General features: G+C 55.6%; 23 protein-coding genes. 14 read left to right on the forward strand and 9 right to left on the reverse strand.

What is annotated here, in order from left to right; genetic code table 11:
• The first annotated feature begins 192 nt into the window (after positions 1-192).
• Positions 193-477, forward strand: a complete 285-nt coding sequence (locus IFU29_RS18525; RefSeq protein ID WP_191935216.1) for a hypothetical protein — start codon at positions 193-195, stop codon at positions 475-477.
• Positions 474-3,182, forward strand: coding sequence for an FKBP-type peptidyl-prolyl cis-trans isomerase N-terminal domain-containing protein (locus IFU29_RS18530; protein ID WP_191935217.1), 2,709 nt, complete (start codon positions 474-476; stop codon positions 3,180-3,182). The genes IFU29_RS18525 and IFU29_RS18530 overlap by 4 nt, the downstream gene beginning before the upstream one ends.
• Positions 3,183-3,302: 120 nt before the next feature.
• Here IFU29_RS18530 and IFU29_RS18535 read toward each other — a convergent pair whose 3' ends face one another.
• Positions 3,303-3,578 (reverse strand): FaeA/PapI family transcriptional regulator, encoded by a 276-nt coding sequence (locus tag IFU29_RS18535; RefSeq protein ID WP_244633746.1) that lies wholly within the window; start codon positions 3,576-3,578, stop codon positions 3,303-3,305.
• Positions 3,579-3,947: 369 nt separating this feature from the next.
• Between IFU29_RS18535 and IFU29_RS18540 the strand changes: the two genes are divergently transcribed.
• Both IFU29_RS18540 and IFU29_RS18545 read left to right on the forward strand, forming a co-directional pair.
• Positions 3,948-4,733, forward strand: a complete 786-nt coding sequence (locus IFU29_RS18540; RefSeq protein WP_191935218.1) for a winged helix-turn-helix domain-containing protein — start codon at positions 3,948-3,950, stop codon at positions 4,731-4,733.
• Positions 4,734-4,912: 179 nt separating this feature from the next.
• Positions 4,913-5,221: a hypothetical protein gene (locus IFU29_RS18545; RefSeq protein WP_191935219.1), complete on the forward strand. Its 309-nt coding sequence runs from the start codon at positions 4,913-4,915 to the stop codon at positions 5,219-5,221.
• 65 nt (positions 5,222-5,286) lie between these two features.
• Here the strand turns inward: IFU29_RS18545 and IFU29_RS18550 are convergent, their stop codons facing one another.
• The 5 genes from IFU29_RS18550 to IFU29_RS18570 form a co-directional block, all read right to left on the reverse strand.
• Entirely contained in the window at positions 5,287-6,354 is a 1,068-nt protein-coding gene (locus IFU29_RS18550) for a sugar ABC transporter substrate-binding protein (RefSeq protein WP_191935220.1), read from the reverse strand.
• A gap of 22 nt (positions 6,355-6,376) precedes the next feature.
• Positions 6,377-7,381, reverse strand: coding sequence for an ABC transporter permease (locus IFU29_RS18555; RefSeq protein WP_191935221.1), 1,005 nt, complete (start codon positions 7,379-7,381; stop codon positions 6,377-6,379).
• Entirely contained in the window at positions 7,378-8,883 is a 1,506-nt protein-coding gene (locus IFU29_RS18560; protein WP_191935222.1) for a sugar ABC transporter ATP-binding protein, read from the reverse strand. The genes IFU29_RS18555 and IFU29_RS18560 overlap by 4 nt, the downstream gene beginning before the upstream one ends.
• 331 nt (positions 8,884-9,214) lie before the next feature.
• Positions 9,215-9,832, reverse strand: coding sequence for a superoxide dismutase [Mn] (sodA, locus tag IFU29_RS18565; protein WP_062744050.1), 618 nt, complete (start codon positions 9,830-9,832; stop codon positions 9,215-9,217).
• A 263-nt stretch (positions 9,833-10,095) separates the two neighbouring features.
• A complete protein-coding gene (locus IFU29_RS18570; protein ID WP_191935223.1) occupies positions 10,096-11,436 on the reverse strand; it encodes an aspartate aminotransferase family protein in 1,341 nt (446 codons plus the stop codon).
• Positions 11,437-11,611: 175 nt separating this feature from the next.
• Between IFU29_RS18570 and IFU29_RS18575 the strand changes: the two genes are divergently transcribed.
• Entirely contained in the window at positions 11,612-12,388 is a 777-nt protein-coding gene (locus tag IFU29_RS18575) for a DeoR/GlpR family DNA-binding transcription regulator (protein WP_191935224.1), read from the forward strand.
• Between the two features lie 179 nt (positions 12,389-12,567).
• Here IFU29_RS18575 and IFU29_RS18580 read toward each other — a convergent pair whose 3' ends face one another.
• The 3 genes from IFU29_RS18580 to fdhD are packed head-to-tail and all read right to left on the reverse strand — an operon-like array spanning position 12,568 to position 15,157.
• Positions 12,568-12,969: a hypothetical protein gene (locus IFU29_RS18580; RefSeq protein WP_191935225.1), complete on the reverse strand. Its 402-nt coding sequence runs from the start codon at positions 12,967-12,969 to the stop codon at positions 12,568-12,570.
• Positions 12,970-12,981: 12 nt separating this feature from the next.
• Positions 12,982-14,331 carry an AAA family ATPase gene (locus IFU29_RS18585; RefSeq protein ID WP_191935226.1) on the reverse strand — a complete coding sequence of 450 codons (1,350 nt, stop codon included), beginning with the start codon at positions 14,329-14,331 and terminating at the stop codon, positions 12,982-12,984.
• 34 nt (positions 14,332-14,365) lie between these two features.
• Complete coding sequence (gene fdhD, locus IFU29_RS18590) at positions 14,366-15,157, reverse strand: formate dehydrogenase accessory sulfurtransferase FdhD (protein WP_244633749.1); 792 nt, start codon at positions 15,155-15,157, stop codon at positions 14,366-14,368.
• A 175-nt stretch (positions 15,158-15,332) separates the two neighbouring features.
• On the opposite strand from fdhD, the gene fdnG reads away from it, so the two are divergent.
• From fdnG to IFU29_RS18635, 9 genes are all read left to right on the forward strand, one after another.
• Positions 15,333-18,380: a formate dehydrogenase-N subunit alpha gene (fdnG, locus tag IFU29_RS18595; RefSeq protein ID WP_191935228.1), complete on the forward strand. Its 3,048-nt coding sequence runs from the start codon at positions 15,333-15,335 to the stop codon at positions 18,378-18,380.
• A gap of 3 nt (positions 18,381-18,383) precedes the next feature.
• Positions 18,384-19,274: a formate dehydrogenase subunit beta gene (fdxH, locus tag IFU29_RS18600; protein ID WP_191935229.1), complete on the forward strand. Its 891-nt coding sequence runs from the start codon at positions 18,384-18,386 to the stop codon at positions 19,272-19,274.
• The gene (gene fdoI / locus IFU29_RS18605) at positions 19,271-19,921 is read left to right on the forward strand and encodes a formate dehydrogenase cytochrome b556 subunit (RefSeq protein ID WP_191935230.1); all 651 of its coding nucleotides are present in this window, start codon (positions 19,271-19,273) and stop codon (positions 19,919-19,921) included. Before fdxH ends, fdoI begins: the two co-directional genes overlap by 4 nt.
• A complete protein-coding gene (gene fdhE, locus IFU29_RS18610) occupies positions 19,921-20,847 on the forward strand; it encodes a formate dehydrogenase accessory protein FdhE (protein ID WP_191935231.1) in 927 nt (308 codons plus the stop codon). Before fdoI ends, fdhE begins: the two co-directional genes overlap by 1 nt.
• A 3-nt stretch (positions 20,848-20,850) precedes the next feature.
• Positions 20,851-21,462, forward strand: coding sequence for a glutathione S-transferase (locus tag IFU29_RS18615; RefSeq protein WP_191935232.1), 612 nt, complete (start codon positions 20,851-20,853; stop codon positions 21,460-21,462).
• Positions 21,459-22,850, forward strand: coding sequence for an L-seryl-tRNA(Sec) selenium transferase (gene selA / locus IFU29_RS18620; RefSeq protein ID WP_191935283.1), 1,392 nt, complete (start codon positions 21,459-21,461; stop codon positions 22,848-22,850). Before IFU29_RS18615 ends, selA begins: the two co-directional genes overlap by 4 nt.
• Positions 22,847-24,685 carry a selenocysteine-specific translation elongation factor gene (gene selB / locus IFU29_RS18625; RefSeq protein ID WP_191935233.1) on the forward strand — a complete coding sequence of 613 codons (1,839 nt, stop codon included), beginning with the start codon at positions 22,847-22,849 and terminating at the stop codon, positions 24,683-24,685. The genes selA and selB overlap by 4 nt, the downstream gene beginning before the upstream one ends.
• A 76-nt stretch (positions 24,686-24,761) precedes the next feature.
• Positions 24,762-25,325, forward strand: a complete 564-nt coding sequence (locus tag IFU29_RS18630; protein ID WP_191935234.1) for a DNA-3-methyladenine glycosylase I — start codon at positions 24,762-24,764, stop codon at positions 25,323-25,325.
• Positions 25,326-25,438: 113 nt separating this feature from the next.
• Positions 25,439-26,098 carry an OmpA family lipoprotein gene (locus IFU29_RS18635; RefSeq protein WP_191935235.1) on the forward strand — a complete coding sequence of 220 codons (660 nt, stop codon included), beginning with the start codon at positions 25,439-25,441 and terminating at the stop codon, positions 26,096-26,098.
• Positions 26,099-26,222: the final 124 nt, after the last annotated feature.

The following is a 26,222-nucleotide window of genomic DNA, read 5'->3' on the forward strand; positions in this document are numbered from 1 at the left end:
CCGACAGTATGGCTTCGCCTGTTACGGTCAATCATCATTTGTTAAGCGACTAATTCAGAGTGACTCATGATTACAAACTGCAGGATTTCATTAACCCGAACCATAAATGGGATCGCCATACTGTCGGTTTTTTTACTCTCAGGCTGCCAGGGAACGTCAAAACTGGCTCGTCCCACTGGTGCCACGCAGACAGTGCACAGTGCCAAGTACATTCAGGACAGCGAAAAACTGAAAACCTGCCAGGCGCAGCTTGAAGCACTGCAGGTCATGAGCGAACCGGAGTACACCAAATTTCATGGCTCATTCGACTATCTGATGAAAAGCGCAGCGCAATATAACGGGCTGCGTAAAAGTGTCGATCCTAATACTCAGGACACGGTGGATTCGCTTTATCACTACCGTGCGAATCAGCTCTGTGCCCGAATTGCACAAACCCTGATGGACAGCCTGACCAGTAAAGGTGAAGCACATCAATGACCGATAAATACCCTCTGCCATTTGCCTTATCAGCCGCTACCCTACTGGTGGCTTGCCTTGTGGCCACCTCTCACCATGCCCGTGCCGCAGAGGCGGAAGAACCCGCTGTCCTACAATTTGCGACTACCTATGCGGAACAAAAGCCACCGTCTACCCCTGCGGTACGCCCACTGCCACTCCCCGCGATCGAGCATGAAAACACGGTGAAGCCACGACCTCGCCCTCACATCGTTCAGCAACCTGCTCCCCAGCACGATAACCGACGGCTGACGACACTGAAGCAGGTGCTCACAGAGCAGGAACAGAAAATCTCGCAAAAAAATACAGCGATTACCCAGCTGGAAAAACAGATTGCAGCCTTACAACAGGCTGCTGCTACCTTAAAACAGCCTCAGCCGGGTGCTGTTGAAAAAGCATCGCATTTCAATCCGGCTGATCAGCAAGCCATGCTGGATATGGTGAGCAATTTACGCCAGATCTTTAGCCTCACGCCAGGGGAAAGCGCCCTGAGAGATAAGCTGACGGTGTTAAAAAAACAGCTGCATGACGCGCAGCAGGTAGAGACTGGCCTGCGTGACCAGCTTAAGACCGCCAGCAACAGTGAAGTGCGGGATGCGGGGCTTCAGCAACAGATTGAGCAGTATCACCAGCAGATTGCGACGCTTGAAGAGCGCCTGTCCGCACGCGGTAAAGAGGCTGAGAACGCCACCGCAGAAAGGGATCGCCTGCAGTCCTCACTCCAGGCCCTGACCGCGAAACGTGCCGCTGAACAGCAGACGTTTGCTGAAGAAACCCAGCAGCTGCAGGCACTGAAAACGAAGCTTCAGGAAGCCCGACTCACGGAAACCGCCCTGCGTGACCAGCTCAAAACTCTCAGCGACAGCAAAACCAGTACCGCCGAGGCGCAAGCTGCACTGCAACAGCAGATTGCGGCGCTTGAAGAGCGCCTGTCCGCACGCGGTAAAGAGGCTGAGAATGCCACCGCAGAAAGGGATCGCCTGCAGTCCTCACTCCAGGCCCTGACCGCGAAACGTGCCGTTGAACAGCAGACGTTTGCTGAAGAAACCCAGCAGCTGCAGGCACTGAAAACGAAGCTTCAGGAAGCCCGGCTCACAGAAACCTCCCTGCGTGACCAACTGAAGACCCTCAGCGACAGCAAAACCAGCACCGCCAGCGCGCGCGAAGCTGCACTGCAGCAGCAGATTGCGACGCTTGAAGAGCGTCTGTCCGCACGCGGTAAAGAGGCTGAGAATGCCACCGCAGAAAGGGATCGCCTGCAGTCCTCACTCCAGGCCCTGACCGCGAAACGTGCCGTTGAACAGCAGACGTTTGCTGAAGAAACCCAGCAGCTGCAGGCACTGAAAACGAAGCTTCAGGAAGCCCGGCTCACAGAAACCTCCCTGCGTGACCAACTGAAGACCCTCAGCGACAGCAAAACCAGCACCGCCAGCGCGCGCGAAGCTGCACTGCAGCAGCAGATTGCGACGCTTGAAGAGCGTCTGTCCGCCCGGAGTAAAGCAGTCGATAGTGCCACCGAAGAAAGAGATTCCCTACAGTCTTCACTGCAAGCGCTGACGGCAAAAAATACGGGCGATCAGCAGACATTTGCTGATGAAAAACAGCAGCTACTGAAAAAGATAGCCGGAGACCGTTCGGCTGCCGATGCACAGCAGGTGGCACTTCAGCAGCAGTTAGAGCAATTAAAACAACAGCTCAACGATGCGCAACAGTCTAAAACCGCGCTGGAGAGTGATAAAGTGAAACTGCAGGCGCAGCTCACCACCCGGCCGACGCCTGAGCAGTTGGCAGAGAGCCAGCTGGTCGCGAAGTCACTTCAGTCAAAACTGGATCAAATCGATCTCTATGGTGCAGCAAAACCTGATGCACCGGTCACGGTTGCGGCGGTCGACAAAGACAAACAAAAAGCGCTAGAGCAGATGCAAGCGGAAAAACTGGCTGCGCTACAGGCGAAACTGGACGATGCACTAGCGAAACTCGCCGCGAGCGAAAAACAGCAGAAAGAGGTGAAGCCCGAAAATTCGCTGCCCGCTCTCACCCCGGAAAAACTGAATAAAAAAGAGTCCCGCGAGGCTTATGCTATCGGTATGTCTCTCGGGGATGAAATTTTGCAGATGCAGGTAGAAAATCGGAACTGGGGCACGTCGAGCGATCAGACTATCGTCCTTGCAGGAATAGTGGATGCTTTCAAGGGGCAGGCAAAACTGTCCACTGACGTGTTAAGGAAAACATTAAAAGAAGTCAGCAGTCGTGTTGAAAAAGATCAGAAATCACTGACAACCAACTTAGATAAAGCAACAAAAGCGTATTTGCAGCGCTTTACCAAAATGAAAGGCACGCACAAGTCACCTTCCGGATTCTGGTACAACATTAGTTATATCGGGGATACTCCCCTGCCGAAAAATGCCGCGCTGGACGTCGTGGTCAAAGAGAGTCTGACAAACGGGGATGTTATTACCGATATGGATACCAGCGGAATGGTGCTGACTCAGCCGCTGGCCGATTATCCTCCCGTCTTTAGTGAAGCATTAAGCAAACTGAAAAACCATGGGTCTATCACTATAGTCGTTCCGCCTGAGCTGGCCTACAAGGACCGGGGACTGCCACCGAAGATCCCCCCTAATGCCACCATGGTTTACAACCTCAGGATTGCAGAATCCTATCCACCAGGAAAGAGTGTGAAATAGCCCTTATGCGCAACTGGTTCCGGCGAGATATCTAAAACCCGGGGAAGGTATTAACGATGAACCCGGTCTTAAAAAAGGCGTACCCTGAAAAAGGGTACGCCGACAGTAAGCACAACCTCATCACAATCTAAAATTTTCTGTTTTATTCCAAAAAAGACCTTTACTTTTTTCTTTCTTCACAGAGGTGATAACACCCTCTTTTTCCAGCTTAATCAATATATGCCTGGCATTATAAATGCTTAATTCAGACCGGTTAGCAACGTCTCTGGTGGTGGCTGATACCGATGAAGAAGAGTTTGCCGTACTATTTTCTTCAAAAAAGTCATTCAGGGCTGTAATCACTTTATCCACAACGGCTTTCCGTTGAACGCTCTTCTTCATGAATTTACTCATCATCTTTCTCCTTTAGGTATGTCCGGCTCCTGCCGTTTTAAAGCATAAAAAAAAGTTCTGCAAAATCAAAGCAACGCCATGATAGTACGCACAGGCCAAAAACAAAACTTAATATCAATTATTAAATAATTGCAATATTAAATGCTATTAATAAACACATAAACAGCTTAAAAAACTAAAATGTGAATCCTTCACGACTAGTGTTAAGTGTTATCCCTGTAACAATTAATCTTATCTTGAAATTAATAATAAAAAGTAAACATGAGCGAGCAATAACAGCCTACACATCTGCTCATCCTGCAACCATTGACAGAGAAGCTCAGGATTAAGATAATCAAAAGGCAAACAATGGAATCTTAATGAAAAATTAAAATGGACTATTTTATTAATCAGATCATCCATTTCGATACAGTTAATGGATTACTGAAACTGATAGATAATCACGATTCCACGGTGCAACTGCCCAGGCCGAGCTCGAGACTTTTAACTGAATTGATTACACGTTCAGGTAAAACTATAACACGTGAAGACTTACTCAAATCAGTCTGGGAAGATCACGGACTACGGCCGTCAGGAAGTAATTTAAGCAATCATATAAGCTTTCTGAGAAAAACATTTTCGCAGCTTGGTATTAATGAAAACATTATCATTACCGTCCCTAAAAAGGGGTTTCGTCTGGAGGCAGAGATTTCGCTTACCCGGAGGGAACCTGCACGAAACAATAATGTTATTATTCGTTTCAGTAAAATAATTAACATTATTTTCTCACTACTGCAACGGAGAAAAAACTTAACACTCACCATTAAAAGAAGTTTGTTAGCCTGTCTGGTAGCCGTCTTCTTTATTTTACTCTTCTTTACGGTAAAAAATTATCCGTTCAGTGCAAAAATGAGAAAAGCAGATTTTATCGGTACGTGCCAGATAATTGACTTATCAGAAGAGCCGCACAGCTTTAGAGAAGAAAAAATAAAGTCATTAACGTTATTTATCAAAGAACAGAAAATAGACTGTCGCAGACGTCACAGTACTATCCACTTTAAGTTTGTAAATTTCTTTCCGCGAAAAGATTTCGATCAGAAGGTCATTTTTATCACCCAGTGTTATCAGAGCAGTCACCAAAAACTTACGCACTGTGAAAATTACTTTCAGCAACAATAAAAAATATGAAAAATATTCTTCTGACCAGTGGAGCTATCCTTTTTTTAATATTCTTTTATTTCATCAGCTTAACCCGGGGTAAAACGGATTTAGATAAGCCTCAGCTGACTATTTCCTGCAAAGGCAATGTGCATTTTGATCTGGAAAAACCGGATTCGAGGGTCATCATGGAGGGAAGTGTGAGTCTGACAACGCTTGGCAGTAAGCGCCTTGCCATCGGGTTCACCGGGCAGCTCATCACGGGGGAAGGGCGTTTTACGCTCAGCAGGACGCTGATGATGAACTCGCGCTATCATCCGGAAAATCACGTTATGGAGGTGGATTACGCCAGCACCATCGTCAGAGATATTGATACCGCCCCTGACACGGTGTTCTATCATGCGCTCATAACGAGTAATGCCTTTATCCTCAGGCTCACGCAGTTCAGCGACAATGCACTGCTGGTCTCCGAAGGCACCACGCCGCTGTATGTCTGTCTTGCACGATGAGCAGACAATAAACGGCCTGCCAGGGATAGGGGCAGGCCGTTCGCTTTCGTCAGATGCGGAGGTCCCTACTTCTTCGCGTACTTCGCTTCCAGGGTAGCAAACCACGGTGCCACGAAGTCACTGGACGTGCCCCAGCCCGGAATGATTTTATTCAGATTAGCCACGTTTACGGCCCCGCTCTGCGCGGCCAGCTGCGCCTGCGAGATGGCAGAGGCGGTAAACTGATAGGTAGCCGGAGTGCTTTCACCCCCAATCTTGTTCGCCACCAGACGCATATTAGTCGCCCCAATCAGCTTGCTGTCGACAGCCACGGTCTGTTTCCACGGGCTGTTTTTCTCATGCATCAGCTGCAGATCCTGGTTGGACACGTCGATGCTGTACAGCTTAATCTCGGTACGACCATTTTCCTGCAGGGCCTTATACGCGCCCTGAGCAAAGGCATCCCATGAGCCCCAGATGGCATCAATCTTGCCTTTCGGGTATTTCGCCAGGATAGCGCCGATCTTATTCGCCGTATCCCCCTGCACGTCAGAGGAAACCGCGCCGATGGATTCCAGCTGATGGATGCCCGGATTCGCTTTCAGGACTTTCTCATACACTACCTGGCGGCGCTCCATAGCAGGGAAACCCGCGACCCAAAGCTTGACGATATTGGCTTTACCGTGGGTGTCCTTCACCAGCTGATCGAGCGAGAGCTGCGCCAGAGACGCATCGTCCTGCGCGGTCACGGTCACCCCCTCAATCGTTTTATTCACCGGCGTATCGAACACCGAGACTTTAATACCGGCGTCGGTAATACGTTTCACCAGATCGGTAGCGTAGGGATCTTTGCCGTGTGACAGGATGATGCCATCATATTTCTGGCTGATGGCCTGATTAACAAAATCCTGGAAACGCGCATCGTCACCGTTGCTGAGGAAGGTACTGACTTTAAAGCCCAGCTTGCGTCCTTCCTGAATGGCACCGGCCACAAACTGTGTGGTGTTATCGTCAGACCCGAGATTGCGGATCACCGCAATTCGTACCGGGCCTTCATGGTTGGCAATAGCCGCCGGCACGTCTGTGTCCGCAGCAAAAGCAGGTACTGTCGTCAGCAGGCTCAGAGCCAGCAGCGATGTGGTGATTTTTTTCATTATAATTACCCTGTCTGAAAAGTTACGCCTCACGGCGCTGAACGTAAGTTATTGCCAGCGCCACCGCCAGCACCAGGCCTTTAATAATGTCCATCGCGTAATACGGTACGGACAACATCACCAGGCCATTTTGTAATACCCCCAGGATCACGGCACCCAGCAGTGTGCCCAGCGCGTTGGGTTTTCCCGCTCCCGCCAGCGACAAGCCAATCCAGGCCGCTGCCACCGCATCCATCAAATACCCGCCACCGGCGTTTACCTGTGAAGAACCAATACGCGACGCCAGCAGAATACCGCCCAGCCCCGCCAGCAGCGCAGAGATCACGTAAGCCAGCACGCGATAGCGCGTGGTGCGGATGCCCGACAGCCTCGCCGCTTCCGGGTTACCGCCAATGGCATACATCCGGCGGCCATGCTTGGTCAGCGACAGCAGCAACTGTGCCACCACCGTCACCGCGAGCATCACGATGACAATAATCGGCACCTGGCCGAGCAGTGAGAACACTGCGGGGATTGTGCCTTCCGCCATATCTCCGCTCGGCAGAACCATATTTTCGGTAATTGAGCCGCCAAAGCTGTAGGTCATCGCCACGCCCTGCACCACAAACAGGCTGGCAAGGGTCGCCAGCATGTCAGGGATTTTCAGGACGACGATCATAAAGGCGTTAAACAACCCGACCAGCGTACAAAGCAGCAGCGTCAGAGCGATAGCCTGGGTCGGACCGAAGCCGTACCAGACGAACAGCGAGATCACCAGCGAGTTCGCCAGCGAAGCTGTAGAGCCCACTGACAGGTCAAAACCACCGATCGTCAGCGAGATCGACACGCCAATGGCAATGACAGTGACAATGGCAATGGAGCGCAAAATATTGATGATATTGGTCGGTTCAAGGAAGCTGTCCGAGGCCAGGCCAAAGCCAGCGATCAGCGCGACGACCGTCAGCAACATTCCCCACTTATAGAGAAAATCAAACAGCTGGTGTCTGACGGTCGGTGCCGCCTTCAGGGAAATTTCTTTGCTGCTCACGCAGGCGTTCCTCCGGTGGAATATAATAAAAGTGTCTCTTCATCAACGTCACTGGCCGCCATTTCCGCCACAATGCGTCCGTCCCACAGCACGCAGATACGGTCACACAGGCCAACCAGTTCAGAAAATTCGCCGGAGGCATAAATCACCCCTTTTCCCTGGCGGGCCAGCCCGTCGATCAGATCGAACAGGTCAGTTTTGGCCTTGATATCCACGCCTTTGGTCGGTTCATCAAAAATCAGTACGTCAGCGTTGTTACGCAGCCATTTACCAATCGCCACCTTTTGCTGATTTCCTCCCGACAGGCGGCGCAGTCTCTGCCGGGGACCGGTGGTGCGGATACCCAGTTTACCGATGACCTCTTCTGCCCAGCGCCATGCCTGACGATGGCCAAACAGACTCCAGCGCGAAAAGCTGTTATCGGCCGTCACGCTGAGATTCATCACCACGGACTCGTCAATAAAGATGCCTTCTTTGCGGCGCTCCTCCGGGATCAGCGCCATACGGTTGTCGACTGCCGCATGAGGCGATGACGGCTTCCACGGTTTACCGTGCAGTTCGCCCTGTTGAACCCGGCTTTTACTGGCACCGAACAGCGCTTTGCACAGTTCGGTTTTTCCCGCACCGGCCAGTCCGGCAATCCCGAGGATCTCGCCCTTATGCAGCGTCAGGGTGATATCTTTCAGCAGATGTTCATCATGCAGTCCGGCAATATGCAGCAGCGTCTCCTCACTGAACGGTGGACGCGGCGGGGGATAGATATCATCAAGCTGGTGCCCGAGCATCTTCTCGACGATCTGTTCACCACTCAGCCCCTGCATCGGGCCGCTTTCAATCAGTTCACCGTCGCGCAGGACGGTCAGCCGGTCGCAAATTGCACTCAGCTCATTAATGCGGTGTGAAATAAACACCACGCCAATACCCTGCCCCTGCAGCTGACGAACCACAGCAAACAGCTTTTCACTTTCATGCTGGTCCAGCGGCGCAGTGGGCTCATCAAGGATCAGAAAACGACAGTGATGTGACAGAGCTCGGGCCAGCAAAATCTGCTGTTTTTCCGCCAGCGTGCATTGCTCCACTTTGCGCCTGACGTCTATCTGCACATCCAGCTGCGCCAGCAGTGCCCGCGCCTGACGGCGCATTTCGCCCCAGCGATAGAGCTGTCCCCCTTCCGCCAGCCGATCCAGCATGATGTTTTCTGCCACCGTCAGGCCGGCGACCAGCGCCACATCGACTTCCTGTTGTACCAGGTGAATCCCCAGCTGTTTGGCATCGCGCGGGGAACGGATACTCACTGGCTGACCGTCCAGCAGGATCTCGCCGCTGTAATGATCGTAAGCGCCCGACAGTACCGCCATTAGCGTCGATTTTCCGGCACCGTTGGCACCGGTAAGGGCATGAATGGAATGCCCGTCCAGCGTCAGGTCAACGGACTTAAGCGCCGCAAAACCGCCAAAAGCGATGGAGATCTGGCGCATTTCAAGGCGATTTATCGCGGTCATGGGCGTGTTTTCTCAGGCTCAATAAATAAAGGGGTGCGCTGCATTTTTTAATGGATTGTCACGGCAGGCAACGACCGAAAGGGTATAAGCTAACACATAATAATATTAGCCATCCAGATGTCCAGACACTACAGGGGGAAGCGCTGGCCTCAGGAAGATAACCAGTCGAAAAGAGAGGAGTTACAGCCAGATATAAGACAGTTATGCTGCCTGTCAGAAAGGTCTGCTGCCGCACGGGCATAAAAAAACCGGCGAACAGGTCGCCGGTTTATCAGAACAGGGGCGGTTTGCAGGGGCAGACCTCTTTTAGGGTCTGCCCGCCCGCTGAGGATTACTTAGCCGCTTTAAAGTTCTCGGCAGCCACATCCCAGTTAACCACGTCCCAGAACGCCTTAATGTAGTCAGGGCGTTTGTTCTGGTATTTCAGGTAGTAGGCGTGTTCCCACACGTCCAGGCCGATGATCGGAGTACCGGATGCGCCAGAAATCGCTTCGCCCATCAGCGGGCTGTCCTGGTTTGCGGTTGAGACAACCGCCAGCTTGTCGCCTTTTTTAACCAGCCACGCCCAGCCAGAACCGAAACGGGTCGTGGCCGCTTTTTCGAATTCTGCTTTGAACGCATCAACGCTGCCGAAATCTTTCTCGATGGCTGCTTTCAGGTCGCCGCCCAGAGAGGTGCCGGTTTTCAGGCCTTTCCAGAAGAAGCTGTGGTTAGCATGACCGCCCGCGTTGTTACGCAGTGGGCCTTTTTTGTCCGCAGGCAGCTGATCCAGTTTTGCGATCAGTTCTTCCACCGGCAGGTTGGCAAACTCAGTGCCTTCCAGCGCAGCGTTGGCGTTGTTCACATAAGCCTGATGGTGCTTAGTGTGGTGAATTTCCATGGTCTGCTTGTCAAAATGCGGTTCCAGTGCGTCATACGCATAAGGCAGGGATGGCAGTGAATAACTCATGTTCATCGTCTCCATTCAGATTATGGGCGGCGCTCGCTGTTCAGCACCGCGTAAGCAGTCGGATCATTATAGTTAAATAAATGATCGGGAAAAGGGTTATCAATGCCCCGACGTTGATAAGGTTATACAGCAAGCCCGGCAGGAACGGGTGGTTATATCCAATCCCTTTCAGGTTACAACTAAATGATCTAAGGGATTATTCACTTCATCGCGGAATGAAACGACCAGCAGGGGCCATCCTTTTTTCCGATCGGCCCGTCATGTTAACGCCCCAGCGCCGCCAGTGATTTGTCCAGTGCCCCCACCAGCCAGTCGATATCACTCTCCTGAAACGCCAGCGGCGGGCGCAGTTTCAGCACGTTGCCATGCGGACCTGCCACGGAGGTCAGTACGTGATTTTCGCGCAGCATCTCGGTGACATCCAGCGCCAGCTGCTTATCCGGGATTTTACTGGATTTATCTTTCACCAGTTCGAACCCGATAAACAGACCGGCCCCGCGCACATCACCCACGCACGCATATTTCTCTTTCAGCGTCGACAGTTCCGCCAGCAGTTTCGCCCCCACCACACGGCTGTGTTCCTGTAGCCCCTCAGCGTTAATCACGTCCAGTACCGCCTGCGCGGCGGCCATCGCCACCGGATTCCCGCCGAAGGTGTTGAAGTACGGAATATCATCGCTGAAGGCGGCCAGCACGTTGCTTTTTGCCAGCAGGCCGGAAACCGGGATGCCGTTGCCCATTGGCTTGCCGGTCGTGATCACATCCGGTACCACGCCGTGGCGGGCAAAGCCCCAGAACGCCTCCCCCGTCCGGGCAAAGCCCGGCTGCACTTCATCGGCAATAAAGATGCCGCCATTCTTATGCACCACGTCGATCGCCTGGCGAAGGAAACCTTTTGGTCCGGGCAGTACGCCGTCGGAGGAGAAGATCGAATCCGCAAGGAAACCGGCAAACTTGATGCCATGTGCGGCCATATCATCGATCTGCTGCTGAATTTCAGCGGCAAACCAGGCTCCGAGATCGGGGGCATCAACGCGGTAACGGTCCGGCGGTGACACCAGACGGGTGGTCGCGGCCAGCGGCTGTCCGCTGCCCAGCGCCGGAGACACGCCCGAGGTCAGGTCGCTGGTGCCGTGATAGGACTCCCGGGTGACGATAATCCCGGTCCCGCCGCTGAAGGCGCGCGCCACGCGGATCGCCAGGTCATTGGCCTCTGAACCGGTGCACATATACATGGCACGGTCGATCTCAGCCGGTGTAGTGGCTAACAGCTGTTCCGAGTAGTTGAGGATCGCTTCATGCAGGTAACGGGTATGGGTGTTCAGCTGCTGCATCTGCCGGTATACCGCATCCGTCACCGCAGGATGGCAGTGGCCAATGCTGGCAACGTTGTTATATACATCAAGATATTTATCCCCGGCAGCATCCCACAGATACTGGCCCTGACCGCGCACCAGATGTACCGGCTTGCGATAGAAGAGACGATAAGACTCGCCCAGCACCCTGCTGCGCTTGTCGGTCAGCTTGCGCACATCAGCGCTCAGGCCGTCGGCATGCTCGGCGCGGAAACTGTTGGTATCCATGATGGTTGAACGTGTAGCCATGATCACTCCCGTTGCTAAATTGAGGGTTGCCCGGTGGCAGTCAGCCATGTCTGATGCTCATCATGGCAATTTTTCGACTAAATGCAACAAAACACACAAGTACAACAAAATACACAGGCACAGTGGCACAGAGTCGGTTAGGCTATACCGCAGAGAGAGTCAGGGGATTGGGATCATGCTGCAGGAAACACGCTTACACCGCATTCGTGCGCTACTCAGTACGCTGGGTCAGGTCAGTACCGAGCGGATCATAAAAGAACTGGGGATCTCACGGGAGACCGCGCGCCGCGACATTATTGAGCTGGAAGCCCAGGGCCTGGCACGCCGTGTACACGGTGGTCTGATGGCACCGGGTACTATGCCGGAGCCCCCGCTGACGGTGCGCAGCGCCGTGATGGCAAAAGAGAAACTCGCCATCGCCCGCGCGGCGGCGCAGCTGCTGCAGTCCGGTCAGACAGTATTTCTTGATGCGGGCAGCACCACCACCATGCTGGCGGAAGAGTTACGCTCGATGTCCGGCCTGACGATTATCACCAATAGTCTCAACGCCGCATTAACGCTGTGCGCAGCGGAAGAACACGAGGCGCTGAACAATCAGGTGATCCTGCTGGGCGGCAACATGCTGGCCGGAGCGAAGGAGACGCGTGGTGAGCTGACGGTGGGCGAAATTCACCGCTATCGCGCCGATGTGGCGCTGTTGTCCCCGGTGGCGCTGGACGCCAGGCAGGGTGCCAGCAGTTTTCAGCCGCACGAAGCGGCGATCGCCCGCACCATGCGCGAGCAGGCCGGACGGCTGATCGTACTGGCCGACCACACCAAACTCGGTCAAACCAGCCGCATCAGCTATGCCAGCCTGCAACAGATCAGCACGCTGGTGACCGACAGCGGCGCGGAAAGCCTTGCAGCATTTGACGCGCTGAAAGCAGTGTTGCCGCAGGTGGTGCTGGCTTAGATAGCAAGGAAATAGCGGTAAGGGAATTCATCAATATGTATATCATTGCCCACGGCAAGAAATTTTTTGAGTTCCCTGACTCTGGCCTGTTTCCTTAATGGTAGATTCAGTCCATAAAACTCAATGGTTTTTTCTGCCCGCCCCTGATCCGCAGCGCTGATTTCCGGCGCAGGCTGTAATTATCCGGTGCCATAATTACAAATAAAAAAATGTTCAAACTGATAGTTTTCTTCATCAGGCTTAAGCAGCAGATTATCATAACGTTCCAACTTGGCACTCTGGCATACGTCGCAACAGGGGAATAAATTACGCCACAGGAAAGCCTCTTGCGGGTAAGTGCTCTTCGGGCGAAAATGTTCTACCGTTTCGCGCCCTTCTGTCCCGACGAATCCGTCGCAGAACGCACAATGATGCTGCGTCATGGCGAGCAATGCCGTTCGCACATCCTGATAACAGGCCCTGGAATACCAGCTAAAAGCCGTCGCCGCATTCACTTCACGAGCGGTCATATAGCGATCGGTCCATTCCATAAATCTGGCAGCCAGACAAGGTGGCTGCGCAATACGTATCAGTTTTCTCATCCCTGATGATCCCTATCCTTTAATGCGGCGTGCGATCTGGCGCAGTTCCATTTCGATAATCAGTTCCAGCTCTTCCCCACGCTGACGAATGTTATCAGCAAGAGTCATCAGTGCGCTATCGTCAACAGGGTGCTTAAGATACGCGTCACGGACATGGTAAAAGTCGTTCAGCATTCCTTCGGTTTCCACATCAAACTGCTCGCTGACATCGAAGACTTCCTCAAGAATAAGCTGAACGCTTTTCCCCGCTGCAGAGGCCTCCGGGATAATGATTTCAGGCATCGACGGGTCAAGACACACGGTGCGTTGTGGGTCAGGCAGACGATAGACCCAGGCATCCTCAACGGAACCGACGACAAACGGCGAATGCGTGGAGACAAAGACCTGAGCATTAGGCAGCAGTTTCTGGACAGCAGGCAGGATACGGCGCTGCCATTTAGGATGAAGATGGATATCGATTTCATCCAGGAACAGAATAATGGGCTGAGAGAAAATATCGCGCTGCTCAACGAAGGGAATATCTTCCAGCCGCAGCGCCAGGTCAGCTACCCAGGAGATAATGGACTTCAGGCCTTCGGGCAGGGCATCAAATGACACCGCAATATCGTCTACATCCACAATCACTTCAAGCGGCATCCGCTTCAGACGAAAGTTGACGTTGAGTTGGCACACATCCTGGATAAAATCACTGATTGCCAGCAAAGCCGAATTATAACGTTTAACGTCCTCACTATCGTTATCTGCCTGCGCCAGTGCCGCTTTGGTACGATTATTAGCAATCCACTGCGCCAGAATGTCTGGGCGTACCGTTTTATCAAAGGAGAGGGCGTCTTCAAACGGTGAGTCGGTGATATTTTGTATGGCCTTGACATTGAATTCACCCTGCGGAGAGCGATTGCCCGCATAGGCAAAAGCAGCAAACGGAAACACAGACTCTTTCAGACGATTATTTTTATCAAAGCGCCCATAATAAGTTTTAAAAACGCTGTCAGAATCGCTGCTCCAAAATGAACTTTGTCCCAAAAGCTTAAGGGGGTACAACCCGTCACTTGTCCGATCAAGAGGTGATGAATTTTCGACGCTATAACGCCCGTGCTCATGCAGAAAACTGAAATCAACGGTACTTTTATTATTGCGAAAACGTTTAAAGATTAGCGACTTATCCTCAGCCATCTCAAATGTCGCCGCCATTGCATACAAAATAGTGCTTTTCCCGCAGCCATTCGGCCCGGTAAAAATATGAATCTCCGCTTTTGCAGCATCCTTTTCTACACTTTCGATCGGTGGAAAATCAAAATGCGTATGTTCAAAAACACCAATATCCCTGAGCGTTATGCTCTTCAGACGATAGGGCTGTCGCATAAGTCACATCCTCACTGTGCCAAGTTGCTTAATATTACACCAGCCGCTGCGGATGCGTATAGATCGTGGCGCGCCCCGGCTTACTGAAGCCTACCAGCGTCAGGTTGCAGCGTTCGGCGACCTCCACCGCCAGTTGCGTAGCGGCAGACACGGCAAACAGGATCTCCACGCCGCACATCGCGGACTTCTGCACCATCTCATAGCTGGCCCGGCTGGAGACCAGCACCGCGCCGGGTGCGGCCGGTGCCATGCTGCGCAGCCCCAGTAGCTTATCCAGCGCCACATGGCGGCCCACATCCTCACAGCCCAGACTAAGACGTCCCGCCGGCGTGACCCATGCGGCGGCATGAGTGCAGCCGGTAAGCTGACCCACCGGCTGGAAATCTTTCAGCTGACGCAGCGCGCTGTCGAGCTGGCTGAAATCAAAGCGCTGCGTAAACGGCAGCGGCTGAACCGGTTTACCGATCTCAGCCAGTTGCTCCACGCCGCAGACGCCGCAGCCGGTCCGTCCGGCCATCGCCCGGCGCTGCTCTTTGAGAGCCATAAAGCGGCGGCTCGACAGTTCAACCTGCACCTCAATCCCCTGACACCCCGGCACCACATCAATCCCGAAAATATCCGCGGGTGAGGCAATAATGCCTTCCGACAGAGAGAAGCCCGTGGCAAACGCCTCCAGGTCTTTCGGCGTCGCCATCATCACCACATGCGAGATACCGTTGTACACCAGTGCCACCGGCACCTCTTCTGCCAGCCAGTCCGGCCGGGGGGCGTCCAGCGCATCGCGCTGCCAGACCGCAATCTGGCGTAAGCCAGCGGCTGGGGGCAGGCTGTCCTCTGTTTTGTGCTGTTCGTCGCTCAATGAATCCCACTCGCCTCATCAACCACAATAATCCTGTGGTATTATTTCACATCGTAAACGCTAAAAAGCACCTGCGCTTATTGTGAACCTCTCATTTGAGCGGAGCAAAATAATTGACCACTGTCGAACCAGGAATGACGTGATGAAAGTCAGCAGAAGACGATTCTTTAAAATTTGTGCCGGAGGGATGGCAGGGACCACTGCCGCCGCTCTCGGCTTTACCCCCGGCGTTGCACTGGCAGAAAGCCGCCAGTACAAGCTGTTACGTGCCCGTGAAACCCGCAATACCTGTACCTACTGCTCGGTTGGCTGCGGCCTGCTGATGTACAGCATGGGTGATGGGGCAAAAAATGTGAAAGAGCGCATTTTCCATATTGAAGGGGACCCGGACCATCCGGTAAGCCGCGGGGCGCTGTGTCCGAAAGGGGCCGGGCTGCTCGACTTTATTCACAGCGAAAGCCGCCTGCAGTACCCGGAATATCGCGCTGCCGGAAGCGATAAATGGCAGCGTATCAGCTGGGATGATGCCTTTAACCGCATCGCCAGGCTGATGAAGGATGACCGCGACGCGCACTTTGTAGCACAGAATAAAGAGGGCGTGACCGTCAATCGCTGGCTCACTACCGGGATGCTCTGCGCCTCGGCTTCCAGTAATGAAACTGGCTACTTAACCCAGAAAATGACCCGGTCGCTCGGCATGCTTGCCGTCGACAACCAGGCACGCGTCTGACACGGACCGACGGTAGCAAGTCTTGCTCCAACGTTCGGTCGCGGTGCGATGACCAATCACTGGGTCGACATCCGCAATGCGAATCTGGTCGTCGTCATGGGGGGCAACGCCGCTGAAGCGCATCCGGTAGGATTCCGCTGGGCGATGGAAGCCAAAATCCATAACAACGCGAAACTGATCGTTATCGATCCGCGCTTTACGCGTACGGCATCGGTGGCGGATTTTTATACGCCCATTCGTTCCGGCACTGACATTACCTTCCTGTCTGGCGTGCTGCGCTATCTGCTTGAAAAAGGCAAAATTCAGCACCAGTACGTTTCGGCTTACACTAATGCCAGCCTGATCGTGCGGGAAGATTTCAGCTTCGATGACGGCCTGTTCAGTGGCTATGACCCTGAAACGCGCAGCTACGATAAAACCAGCTGGCACTATGAGCTGGATGAGCAGGGCTTTGCCCTACGCGACCCCACGCTCGCCCACCCACGCTGTGTCTATAACCTGCTGTCACACCACGTCAGCCGCTACACCGCGGAAGTGGTGGAAAATATCTGTGGTACCCCGCAAAAGGATTTCCTGCACGTCTGTGAACTGCTGGCCGACACCAGCGCACCGGACCGGACAGCCTCGTTCCTCTACGCACTTGGCTGGACGCAGCACTCCGTGGGGGCACAGAACATCCGCACTATGGCGATGATCCAGCTGCTGCTGGGCAATATGGGCATGGCGGGCGGCGGCATTAACGCGCTACGCGGCCACTCCAATATCCAGGGGCTGACCGATCTTGGCCTGCTGTCGCAGAGCCTGCCGGGCTACATGACGCTGCCCTCCGAAAAACAGGCCGATCTTGAGCACTATCTTGCTGCCAACACGCCAAAAGCGCTGCTGCCCGGCCAGGTCAACTACTGGAGCAACTATCCGAAGTTCTTTATCAGCATGATGAAGGCGTTCTATGGCGACCACGCCCGGCCGGAAAACAGCTGGGGATTCGACTGGCTGCCGAAGTGGGACAAAGGCTACGACGTGCTGCAGTATTTCGACATGATGCACCGGGGCGAGGTCAACGGCTACCTCTGCCAGGGCTTTAACCCGCTGGCGTCATTCCCACACAAGCAAAAGGTAGCGGAGTCGCTGGCGAAGCTGAAATTCCTCGTCACTATCGATCCGCTCACCACCGAAACGGCGAGTTTCTGGGAAAACCACGGCGAGTTCAACCGCGCCGATCCGTCACAAATCGGCACGGAAGTCTTCCGTCTGCCGTCCACCTGCTTTGCGGAAGAGAACGGCTCCATTGTCAACTCGGCGCGCTGGCTGCAGTGGCACTGGAAAGGAGCTGACGGACCGGGTGAAGCGCGAAATGACGGCGAGATTCTGGCCGGCATCTACCTCCGCCTGCGCGAGCTGTATGCCCGGGAGGGCGGTGCGCTACCAGAGGCGGTGCTGAACATGAGCTGGGATTATCAGACACCTGATGCGCCGGCATCGGAAGAAGTGGCGAGGGAAAGTAACGGCCGGGCTCTGAATGACCTGCGGGACGATCAGGGCGAAATTCTGGTGAAAAAAGGCCAGCAGCTGAGCAGCTTTGCCCAGCTGCGCAGCGATGGCAGCACCGCCAGCGGCTGCTGGATCTTCGCCGGAAGCTGGACTCCGGAAGGCAATCAGATGGCCCGACGCGATAACAGCGATCCTTCCGGGCTGGGGAATACCCCTGCCTGGAGCTGGGCGTGGCCGCTGAACCGCCGCATTCTCTACAATCGCGCCTCTGCCGACCCGCAGGGTAACCCCTGGGATCCGAAACGCCAGCTGCTGCACTGGGACGGCGCAAAATGGGCCGGTCAGGATATTCCCGACTATGGTACTGCGCCACCGGGCAGCGATGCCGGGCCATTCATCATGCAGCCTGAAGGCATGGGGCGACTGTTTGCGCTGGATAAAATGGCGGAAGGGCCGTTCCCGGAGCATTACGAGCCGTTTGAAACGCCGATTGGCACTAACCCGCTGCATCCGTCGGTGATCTCCAATCCGGCAGCACGGGTGTTCACCGACGATCTTAATAACATGGGACAGGCACCGCAGTTCCCGTATGTCGGCACCACCTACCGGCTGACCGAGCATTTCCATTACTGGACCAAGCACGCGCGGCTGAACGCCATCGCCCAGCCGGAACAGTTTATTGAAATCGGGGAAGCGCTGGCGGGCAGGCTGGGCATCGGGCACGGCGATACGGTGAAGGTCAGTTCGAATCGCGGCTACATCAAAGCGAAAGCGGTGGTGACCAAACGCCTGCAGACGCTGACCGTGAATGGTAAACCGGTCGATACCATTGGCATTCCGATCCACTGGGGCTTCCTCGGCGCGGCGAAGAAGGGCTTCCTCGCTAATACGCTAACGCCTTTCGTCGGTGATGCCAATACGCAGACGCCAGAGTTCAAGGCGTTCCTGGTTAACGTGGAGAAGGTGTAAACGATGGCTTATCAATCTCAGGACATTATTCGCCGTTCGGCAACCAACAGCCTGACACCTCCCCCGCAGGCCCGCGACCACCAGCAGGAGGTGGCCAAACTGATCGACGTGACCACCTGCATCGGCTGTAAAGCCTGCCAGGTGGCCTGTTCCGAATGGAACGACATCCGCGATGAGGTCGGGACTAACGTCGGGGTGTATGACAACCCCGCCGATCTGACCGCCAAATCCTGGACCGTGATGCGCTTCTCCGAGGTGGAGGAGAACGGTCGGCTGGAGTGGCTGATCCGCAAGGATGGCTGTATGCATTGTGCCGATCCAGGCTGTCTGAAAGCCTGCCCGTCAGAGGGCGCAATTATTCAGTATGCCAACGGCATCGTCGACTTCCAGTCAGAGCAGTGTATCGGCTGCGGGTACTGCATTGCCGGCTGCCCGTTCAACGTGCCGCGTCTTAACCCGCAGGATAATCGGGTGTACAAATGTACCCTGTGCGTCGACCGGGTTAACGTTGGTCAGGAACCAGCCTGCGTGAAAACCTGTCCCACCGGTGCGATTCACTTCGGCAGCAAAGAGGCAATGAAGCAGGTGGCGGCAGAGCGCGTCGGAGAGCTGAAAGGGCGCGGCTATGACCACGCCGGCCTGTACGATCCGCAAGGCGTGGGCGGCACACACGTCATGTATGTGCTGCATCATGCCGACCGGCCGACGCTGTATCACGGATTGCCGCAAGATCCGTCCATCAGCCCGGCCGTTACCTTCTGGAAAGGCATCTGGAAACCGCTGGCTGCATTTGGCTTTGCCGCCACCTTTGCTGCTTCGGTATTCCACTATGTCGGGGTCGGCCCGAACCGGGCCGAAGAGGAAGAGGATGAACATCAGGAGGATGATCAATGAAACCCCATCAGCGTATACAGCGCTACAGCGCACCTGAACGTCTTAATCACTGGCTGGTTGTTCTCTGCTTTATCCTGGCGGCCGTCAGCGGACTGGGGTTTTTCTTCCCTTCATTGAACTGGCTGATGCATATCCTCGGTACGCCGCAGCTGGCGCGCATCCTGCATCCGTTTGCCGGTGTGGTGATGTTTGCGGCCTTCCTGCTGATGTTTTTCCGCTACTGGCGGCACAATCTCATCGACAGGCAGGACCTGGTCTGGGCAAAAAATATTCATAAAATTGTCCAAAACGAGGAAGCCGGCGACACCGGACGCTATAATTTCGGTCAGAAGTGCGTATTCTGGGCGGCTATCATCAGCTTAATTCTGCTACTGGCCAGCGGCGTTGTGATCTGGCGTCCTTACTTTGCACCGGTCTTCAGCATCCCTCTGATACGGGGTGCGCTGGTGGTGCATTCGGTAGCTGCGGTGGTTCTGATTGTGGTGATTATGGTACACGTCTACGCCGCACTCTGGATCAAAGGCACGATAACGGCGATGGTGGAAGGCTGGGTCACCGCGACCTGGGCTAAAAAGCATCACCCGCGCTGGTATCGTAGCGTGCGAGAGCAGCAAAACCAGCAAAAACAACAGGAAAAAGGCCCCTGATGACTATTCGCATTATCCCGCAGGACCGGCTGGAGAAAAGCGACACGGCAACGGCGGAGAGCATTCCGCCGTTACTTTTCCCCAGGTTGAAGCAGCTATACAGCCGCCGCGCCGCCCGTTTACGTCAGCTGGCAGACAAAAATCCGCTGGGTGATTATCTGCGCTTTGCAGCGGTGATTGCCACGGCTCAGGAGATCGTACTCTATGACCATCCGTTAGAGAAAGATCTGCGCACACGGCTGGAAGAGAGCGCCCGCCTCGGCAAACCGCCGCTGGATATCAGCACCCTGCCGCGCGACGACCACTGGCAGCGCCTGCTGCACTCTCTGATCGCTGAACTTAAACCCGAAATGACCGGCCAGGCGCTGGCGGTGCTGGAGAACCTGGAAAAAGCCTCCTCTGCCGAGCTGGAAGCCATGGCCAGTGCGCTGTTTGCCAGTGATTTCGCCCAGGTCAGCAGCGATAAATCCCCGTTTATCTGGGCGGCATTATCCCTGTACTGGGCGCAGATGGCCGCGCTGATCCCCGGGAAAGCCCGGGCGGAAGCCGGTGAACAGCGTCAGTTCTGCCCGGTCTGTGCCAGCGTACCGGTGTCCAGCGTGATCCATATGGGCAACCACAAAGACGGGCTGCGTTATCTGCACTGCAACCTGTGTGAAAGCGAATGGCATGTGGTTCGCGCCAAATGCAGTAACTGCGAACAGACCCAGGATCTTCACTACTGGTCGCTGGATAATGAAACGGCAGCCATCAAGGCCGAAAGCTGCGGTGACTGCGGCACCTACCTGAAGATGCTCTATCAGGAAAAGGACCCGGCGGTCGAACCAGTGGCTGACGATCTCGCCTCATTAATTCTTGATGCACGCATGGAGCAGGAAGGTTTCGCCCGCAGCAGTCTCAATCCATTTTTATTCCCGGGAGACTAGACGATGAAGCTAATCGGTAATTACACCAGTCCGTATGTGCGTAAAATTTCAGTGATGCTGCTGGAAAAAGGCATGACCTTCGAGTTCATCAACGAATCACCGTGGCATGAAGGCAGCCATGTGAAGGACTACACCCCGCTGGGCAAGGTTCCTGCGCTGATCAGTGATGACAGAGAGGTCTGGTATAACTCGTCGATTATCGCCGCCTGGCTGGAGCTCCAGCATATCGATCCGGCCTTTCTGCCCGTTGACCCGCACGCACAGCTTGCAGTCCGCCAGCTGGAAACGCTGGCGGATGGCGTCTGCGATGCCGCACTGCTGATCGTTCGCGAACAGCAGAAAGCGCCGGACCAGCAGTCTGCCAGTGAAATGCTGCGCCAGCGCGATAAAATTCAGCGCGGGCTGGATGCACTTGAAGCGGCCGCCGTGCAGGGAAAATGGCTTAACGGCCCGCAGATCACATTGGCCGATATTGCCACCGCCTGCACGTTGGGTTACCTCAATTATCGCCGCGTGGCGCCAGCCTGGCATGTGAACCGGCCCACGCTGGTCGCACTGGCTACCACCCTGTTCCAGCGTGACAGCTTTGCCCGTACGGAACCGCCCGCTAACTGAGCCCCTTAATGAAGACACTGTTCAGCCAACTTCCCTCCATTGACCGCCTGCTGCGCCAGGCAGAGTTTCAGGCCCTGAGTGAACGCTGGGGCCATGAGCAGGTGGTCACGTTGCTCCGTGAGTTACAAAAACAGGCGAGAGAGCATATCCGTCAGCATCAGCATCTCCCCGACTGGTGCGCTGACTGGGCACACCATGCGGACCAGCACCTTGAAAAAACGCGGCGAAGCGGGCTGTTACCGGTGCTGAACCTGAGCGGCACCCTTCTGCATACTAATCTCGGCCGGGCGCTGCTGGCAGAGTCTGCCGTGACCGCCGTCACCCGGGTGATGCGCCAGCCGGTCACCCTGGAGTACGCACTGGATGAGGCGGGGCGCGGCCACCGAGACCGGGCGCTGGCCGATCTGCTCTGCCGACTGACCGGTGCAGAAGACGCCTGCATCGTCAATAATAATGCGGCGGCGGTCCTGCTGATGCTGGCGGCGCTGGCGGCGGGAAAAGAGGCGGTGGTTTCACGCGGCGAGCTGGTGGAAATAGGTGGGTCATTCCGCATCCCCGATGTCATGACCCAGGCAGGCTGTATGCTGCGCGAAGTCGGCACCACCAACCGAACCCATGTGAAGGACTACCGCGCCGCCGTGACGGCACAGACCGCGCTACTGATGAAGGTACACACCAGCAACTATCAGGTACAGGGTTTTACCAAAGCGGTGAGCGAGGCCGAACTGGTGGCGCTGGGCGACGAGCTTAACCTGCCGGTCATCAGCGATCTGGGCAGCGGTTCGCTCATTGACCTCAGCCACTACGGCCTGCCGAAGGAGCCAATGCCCCGGCAGCTGATTGCCGCCGGCGTCAGCCTGGTCAGCTTCTCCGGGGACAAACTGCTCGGTGGGCCACAGGCGGGAATTATTGTCGGCAAAAAAGCGCTGATTGACCGCCTGCAGCAGCACCCGCTGAAACGGGCGCTGCGGGTGGATAAGATGACGCTGGCCGCGCTGGAAGCGACGTTACAGCTTTATCTTCACCCGGAACAGTTAGTGACCCGGCTTCCCACGCTGAGGCTACTGACCCGCCCACCGTCCGACATTGCCCTACAGGCCCAGCGGCTGTTACCTCCGCTGGCGGCGGCGCTGGCGGGGAGGTTCAGGGTCAGTACCGCAGAGTGCCAGTCTCAAATTGGCAGCGGTTCTCTGCCGGTTGAACGGCTCCCCTCCGTTGCCCTGACACTGACCCCTCTGGACGGCAGCGGCAGGACGCTGATGGCGCTGGCTACCCGACTGCGGGCGGGAGATGTGCCGGTGATCGGGCGTATTTATAACGGCAGTCTGTGGTTCGACCTGCGGGCACTGGAAGATGACACCCTCTTTATCAGGATGATGACGCAATGATTATTGCCACGGCGGGCCATGTCGATCATGGAAAAACCGCGCTGCTTCAGGCTGTTACCGGCGCTAACACTGACCGCTTGCCGGAAGAAAAAGCCCGGGGAATGAGCATCGACCTCGGCTACGCCTGGCTGCCGCGAGCCGACGGTGGGACAATCGGCTTTATTGACGTCCCCGGCCACGAGAAATTTCTCAATAATATGGTGAGCGGCATCGGCGGTATCGATCACGCCCTGCTGGTGGTGGCCGCCGATGACGGAATTATGCCGCAAACCCGGGAACACCTGGCGATCCTGCAGCTCAGCGGGCAGCCCTCGCTAACCGTCGCCGTGACCAAATGTGACAGCGTGGATGCGGCTCGGTGCGACACCGTCGCGCAGCATATCCGCGAGCTGACGCTCCAGTCGGGCTGGGAAACCCTCAGCCTGTTCACCACCAGCACGCAGAGTGGCGCGGGCATTGCCGAACTGAGCGACCACCTGCGCCACCTCCCCCCACGACGGGCCGAAACCGGCCGCACCTTTCGCCTGGCTATCGACCGTGTGTTCAACGTCAAAGGCGCGGGGTTGGTGGTCACCGGTACCGCGCTGTCCGGGGATGTGCGTACCGGGGACTCGCTGTGGCTGACGGGCATGAACAAGCGGGTGCGGGTGCGCAACCTGCACGCGCAAAATCAGCCGACGGAGCACGCCCACTCCGGCCAGCGCATTGCGTTGAACCTCAGCGGCGGTGTTGAAAAGGATGAGATCGGCCGGGGCGACTGGCTGCTGACCGAACCACCCGCGCAGCCGTGCGATCGGGCCATGGTCGCCCTGACGCTACGCCAGCCATTGCGCCAGGGGCAGACGCTGCATCTGCATCACGCGGCCAGCCATGTTACCGGCCGCATCGCATTACTGCAGGATAACCTGGCCGAATTACACCTCGATAAACCGCTGTGGCTGACGGATGAAGACCGGCTGATCCTGCGTGACATCAGTGCGCGTGAGACGCTGGGGGCGGCAAGAGTGCTGTTGCTGACGCCACCAAAACGCGGCAGGCGTCAGCCGGCATTCATTGCGTGGCTGCAGCAGCGGGAACGCGCGCACCATGCCGCTGAAAAAGTGCTGCTGCTGCTGCAGCAGCGCCCCCGTACCCTGGCAGAGCTGGAGTGGCTGCTGCAAATGACCGGCGGGGCCCTGTCTTCTGTGCTGACGGAGGTGATGCCTGCCGCTGAAGGCGGCTATCTGTGCACTCAGGAGATGGCCAGAGAGTGGCAAAACGCCCTGCTGGTCGCGCTGGGAAACTACCACAACGATCATGACGACCGGCCGGGTATTGGCCGCGACCGCCTGCGGCGCATAGCATTACCCTCGCTGCCGGAATCGCTGGTGTTTGCCTTCATCGACCGGCTGCGGGACCGTCAGCAACTGATCAACAACCGCGGCTGGCTGCATCTGCCCGACTTTTCCATTCGTTTTGATGACCGGGAGAAAGCGATCTGGTCACAGGTACAACCGCGGTTTACCACCGACGCCTGGTGGGTGCGCGACCTGGCGATACAGCAGGGCGCTGAAGAAGAGCTGATGCGCCAGGTGTTACGCAAGGCAGCGCAGAGCGGCGAGATCACCGCCATTGTGAAAGACCGGTATTACAGCCATGACCGTCTTATGTGCTTTGCCACTATCATCCGTCAGCGCGCCGCACAGCAGCAGAGTACTACCGCCGGTGATTTTCGTGACCAGCTCGGCATCGGACGCAAGCTGGCGGTGCAGATCCTGGAGTATTTTGACCGCTGTGGCTTCACCCGCCGTCACGGTAATGCGCATTTGCTGCGCGATGCGGATATGTTCCGCTAGCGCCAATCCCGGCCACTGGCGCAGAGGATGGGTTTAACGCTACCATGAGATCCCTTTCGGATAAGGAACATTGACGATGCAACGCTGCGGCTGGGTTTCACAGGATCCTCTCTATATTGCCTACCATGATGAAGAGTGGGGCGTTCCGCTGACGGACAGCAGAGCGCTGTTTGAAATGATCTGCCTGGAAGGTCAGGTTGCCGGACTGTCGTGGTTAACGGTCTTAAAAAAACGCGAAAACTACCGCCGTCTTTTTCATCATTTTGATGTCCGGGCCGTCGCCGCCATGCAGGAAGAGGATATCGAACGTCTGATGCAGGACAGCGGGATCATCCGTCACCGGGGGAAAATTGCCGCTATTATAGCCAATGCCCGCGCTCTGCTGGCGATGGAAGCCGGCGGCGAACCGTTTAACACCTTTATCTGGAACTTCGTTGAACATCAGACGCAGGTCAGCCGTTTCACGGATTACCGGACCGCGCCAACCACCAGCGTCACCTCCGATGCCCTGTCAAAAGCGCTCAAAAAGCGCGGTTTCAAATTTGTCGGCTCCACAACCTGTTACTCGTTTATGCAGGCCTGTGGGCTGATCAGCGAACACACGACGGCATGCTTTTGCCATCCCGATAATAAGAAGTAGCTTTCGCTTACAAAAATGAGAATAAGCCTGGGTATTTCCTCCACATTTCAGCGGCATAATGGCCGCATTTATGGGCAACGTTGTCCAGATGCTGCAATGAGAAGGAACCCCCAATGAAAAAACGCGTCATCACACTGGCTCTGGTGCTGTGCGGCACCCTGAGCGTGGCAGGTTGTACCACGAACCCTTACACCGGAGAGAGCGAAGCAGGCAAATCCGGCATTGGCGCGGGTATTGGCGCAGCGCTGGGCGCAGGGGTGGGGATGCTCTCCTCCTCCAAAAAAGACCGGGGTAAAGGCGCACTGATTGGTGCGGCTGCCGGTGCCGCACTGGGCGGAGGTGCCGGGTATTACATGGATGTGCAGGAAGCGAAGCTGCGTGACAAAATGAAAGGCACGGGCGTCAGCGTGACGCGAAATGGCGATAATATCGTGCTGAACATGCCGAATAACGTCACCTTTGACAGCAGCAGCAGCACGCTGAAACCGGCAGGTGCCAATACCCTCACCGGCGTGGCCATGGTGCTGAAAGAGTATCCAAAAACGGCAGTTAACGTTGTCGGTTACACCGACAGCAGCGGCAGCCGTCAGCTGAATATGACGCTTTCACAGCAGCGTGCAGACGGTGTGGGCAGTGCGCTGATTACCCAGGGTGTCGCGGCCAGCCGCGTTCGCACCAGTGGTATGGGCCCGGATAACCCTATTGCCTCTAACAGCACTGCAGAAGGCAAAGCGCAGAATCGTCGCGTTGAGATCACCCTCAGCCCGCTGTAACACGCCCGCCCCGGCCTGTCTGTGCCGGGGCGATTATTCCTGTTTTTTCGAATAACGTTGATGCGTCATAGTGAGCATGTCTGTTTTATGCTAACCTGCGCAGAAATTGATCACCCCCTGTAAA

Origin of the sequence: Erwinia persicina (assembly GCF_014838825.1) — a bacterium.
Lineage (GTDB): Bacteria > Pseudomonadota > Gammaproteobacteria > Enterobacterales > Enterobacteriaceae > Erwinia > Erwinia persicina_A.

Coding starts and splice junctions, on each gene's coding strand:
- fdoI (WP_191935230.1), top strand. CDS start 19,271: ATGAAACCCCATCAGCGTATACAGCGCTACAGCGCACCTGAACGTCTT.
- IFU29_RS18535 (WP_244633746.1), bottom strand. CDS start 3,578: ATGATGAGTAAATTCATGAAGAAGAGCGTTCAACGGAAAGCCGTTGTG.
- IFU29_RS18560 (WP_191935222.1), bottom strand. CDS start 8,883: ATGACCGCGATAAATCGCCTTGAAATGCGCCAGATCTCCATCGCTTTT.
- IFU29_RS18580 (WP_191935225.1), bottom strand. CDS start 12,969: ATGAGAAAACTGATACGTATTGCGCAGCCACCTTGTCTGGCTGCCAGA.
- IFU29_RS18615 (WP_191935232.1), top strand. CDS start 20,851: ATGAAGCTAATCGGTAATTACACCAGTCCGTATGTGCGTAAAATTTCA.
- IFU29_RS18570 (WP_191935223.1), bottom strand. CDS start 11,436: ATGGCTACACGTTCAACCATCATGGATACCAACAGTTTCCGCGCCGAG.
- IFU29_RS18630 (WP_191935234.1), top strand. CDS start 24,762: ATGCAACGCTGCGGCTGGGTTTCACAGGATCCTCTCTATATTGCCTAC.
- fdhE (WP_191935231.1), top strand. CDS start 19,921: ATGACTATTCGCATTATCCCGCAGGACCGGCTGGAGAAAAGCGACACG.
- IFU29_RS18635 (WP_191935235.1), top strand. CDS start 25,439: ATGAAAAAACGCGTCATCACACTGGCTCTGGTGCTGTGCGGCACCCTG.
- IFU29_RS18540 (WP_191935218.1), top strand. CDS start 3,948: ATGGACTATTTTATTAATCAGATCATCCATTTCGATACAGTTAATGGA.
- IFU29_RS18585 (WP_191935226.1), bottom strand. CDS start 14,331: ATGCGACAGCCCTATCGTCTGAAGAGCATAACGCTCAGGGATATTGGT.
- IFU29_RS18530 (WP_191935217.1), top strand. CDS start 474: ATGACCGATAAATACCCTCTGCCATTTGCCTTATCAGCCGCTACCCTA.
- selB (WP_191935233.1), top strand. CDS start 22,847: ATGATTATTGCCACGGCGGGCCATGTCGATCATGGAAAAACCGCGCTG.
- fdxH (WP_191935229.1), top strand. CDS start 18,384: ATGGCTTATCAATCTCAGGACATTATTCGCCGTTCGGCAACCAACAGC.
- IFU29_RS18550 (WP_191935220.1), bottom strand. CDS start 6,354: ATGAAAAAAATCACCACATCGCTGCTGGCTCTGAGCCTGCTGACGACA.
- IFU29_RS18575 (WP_191935224.1), top strand. CDS start 11,612: ATGCTGCAGGAAACACGCTTACACCGCATTCGTGCGCTACTCAGTACG.
- sodA (WP_062744050.1), bottom strand. CDS start 9,832: ATGAGTTATTCACTGCCATCCCTGCCTTATGCGTATGACGCACTGGAA.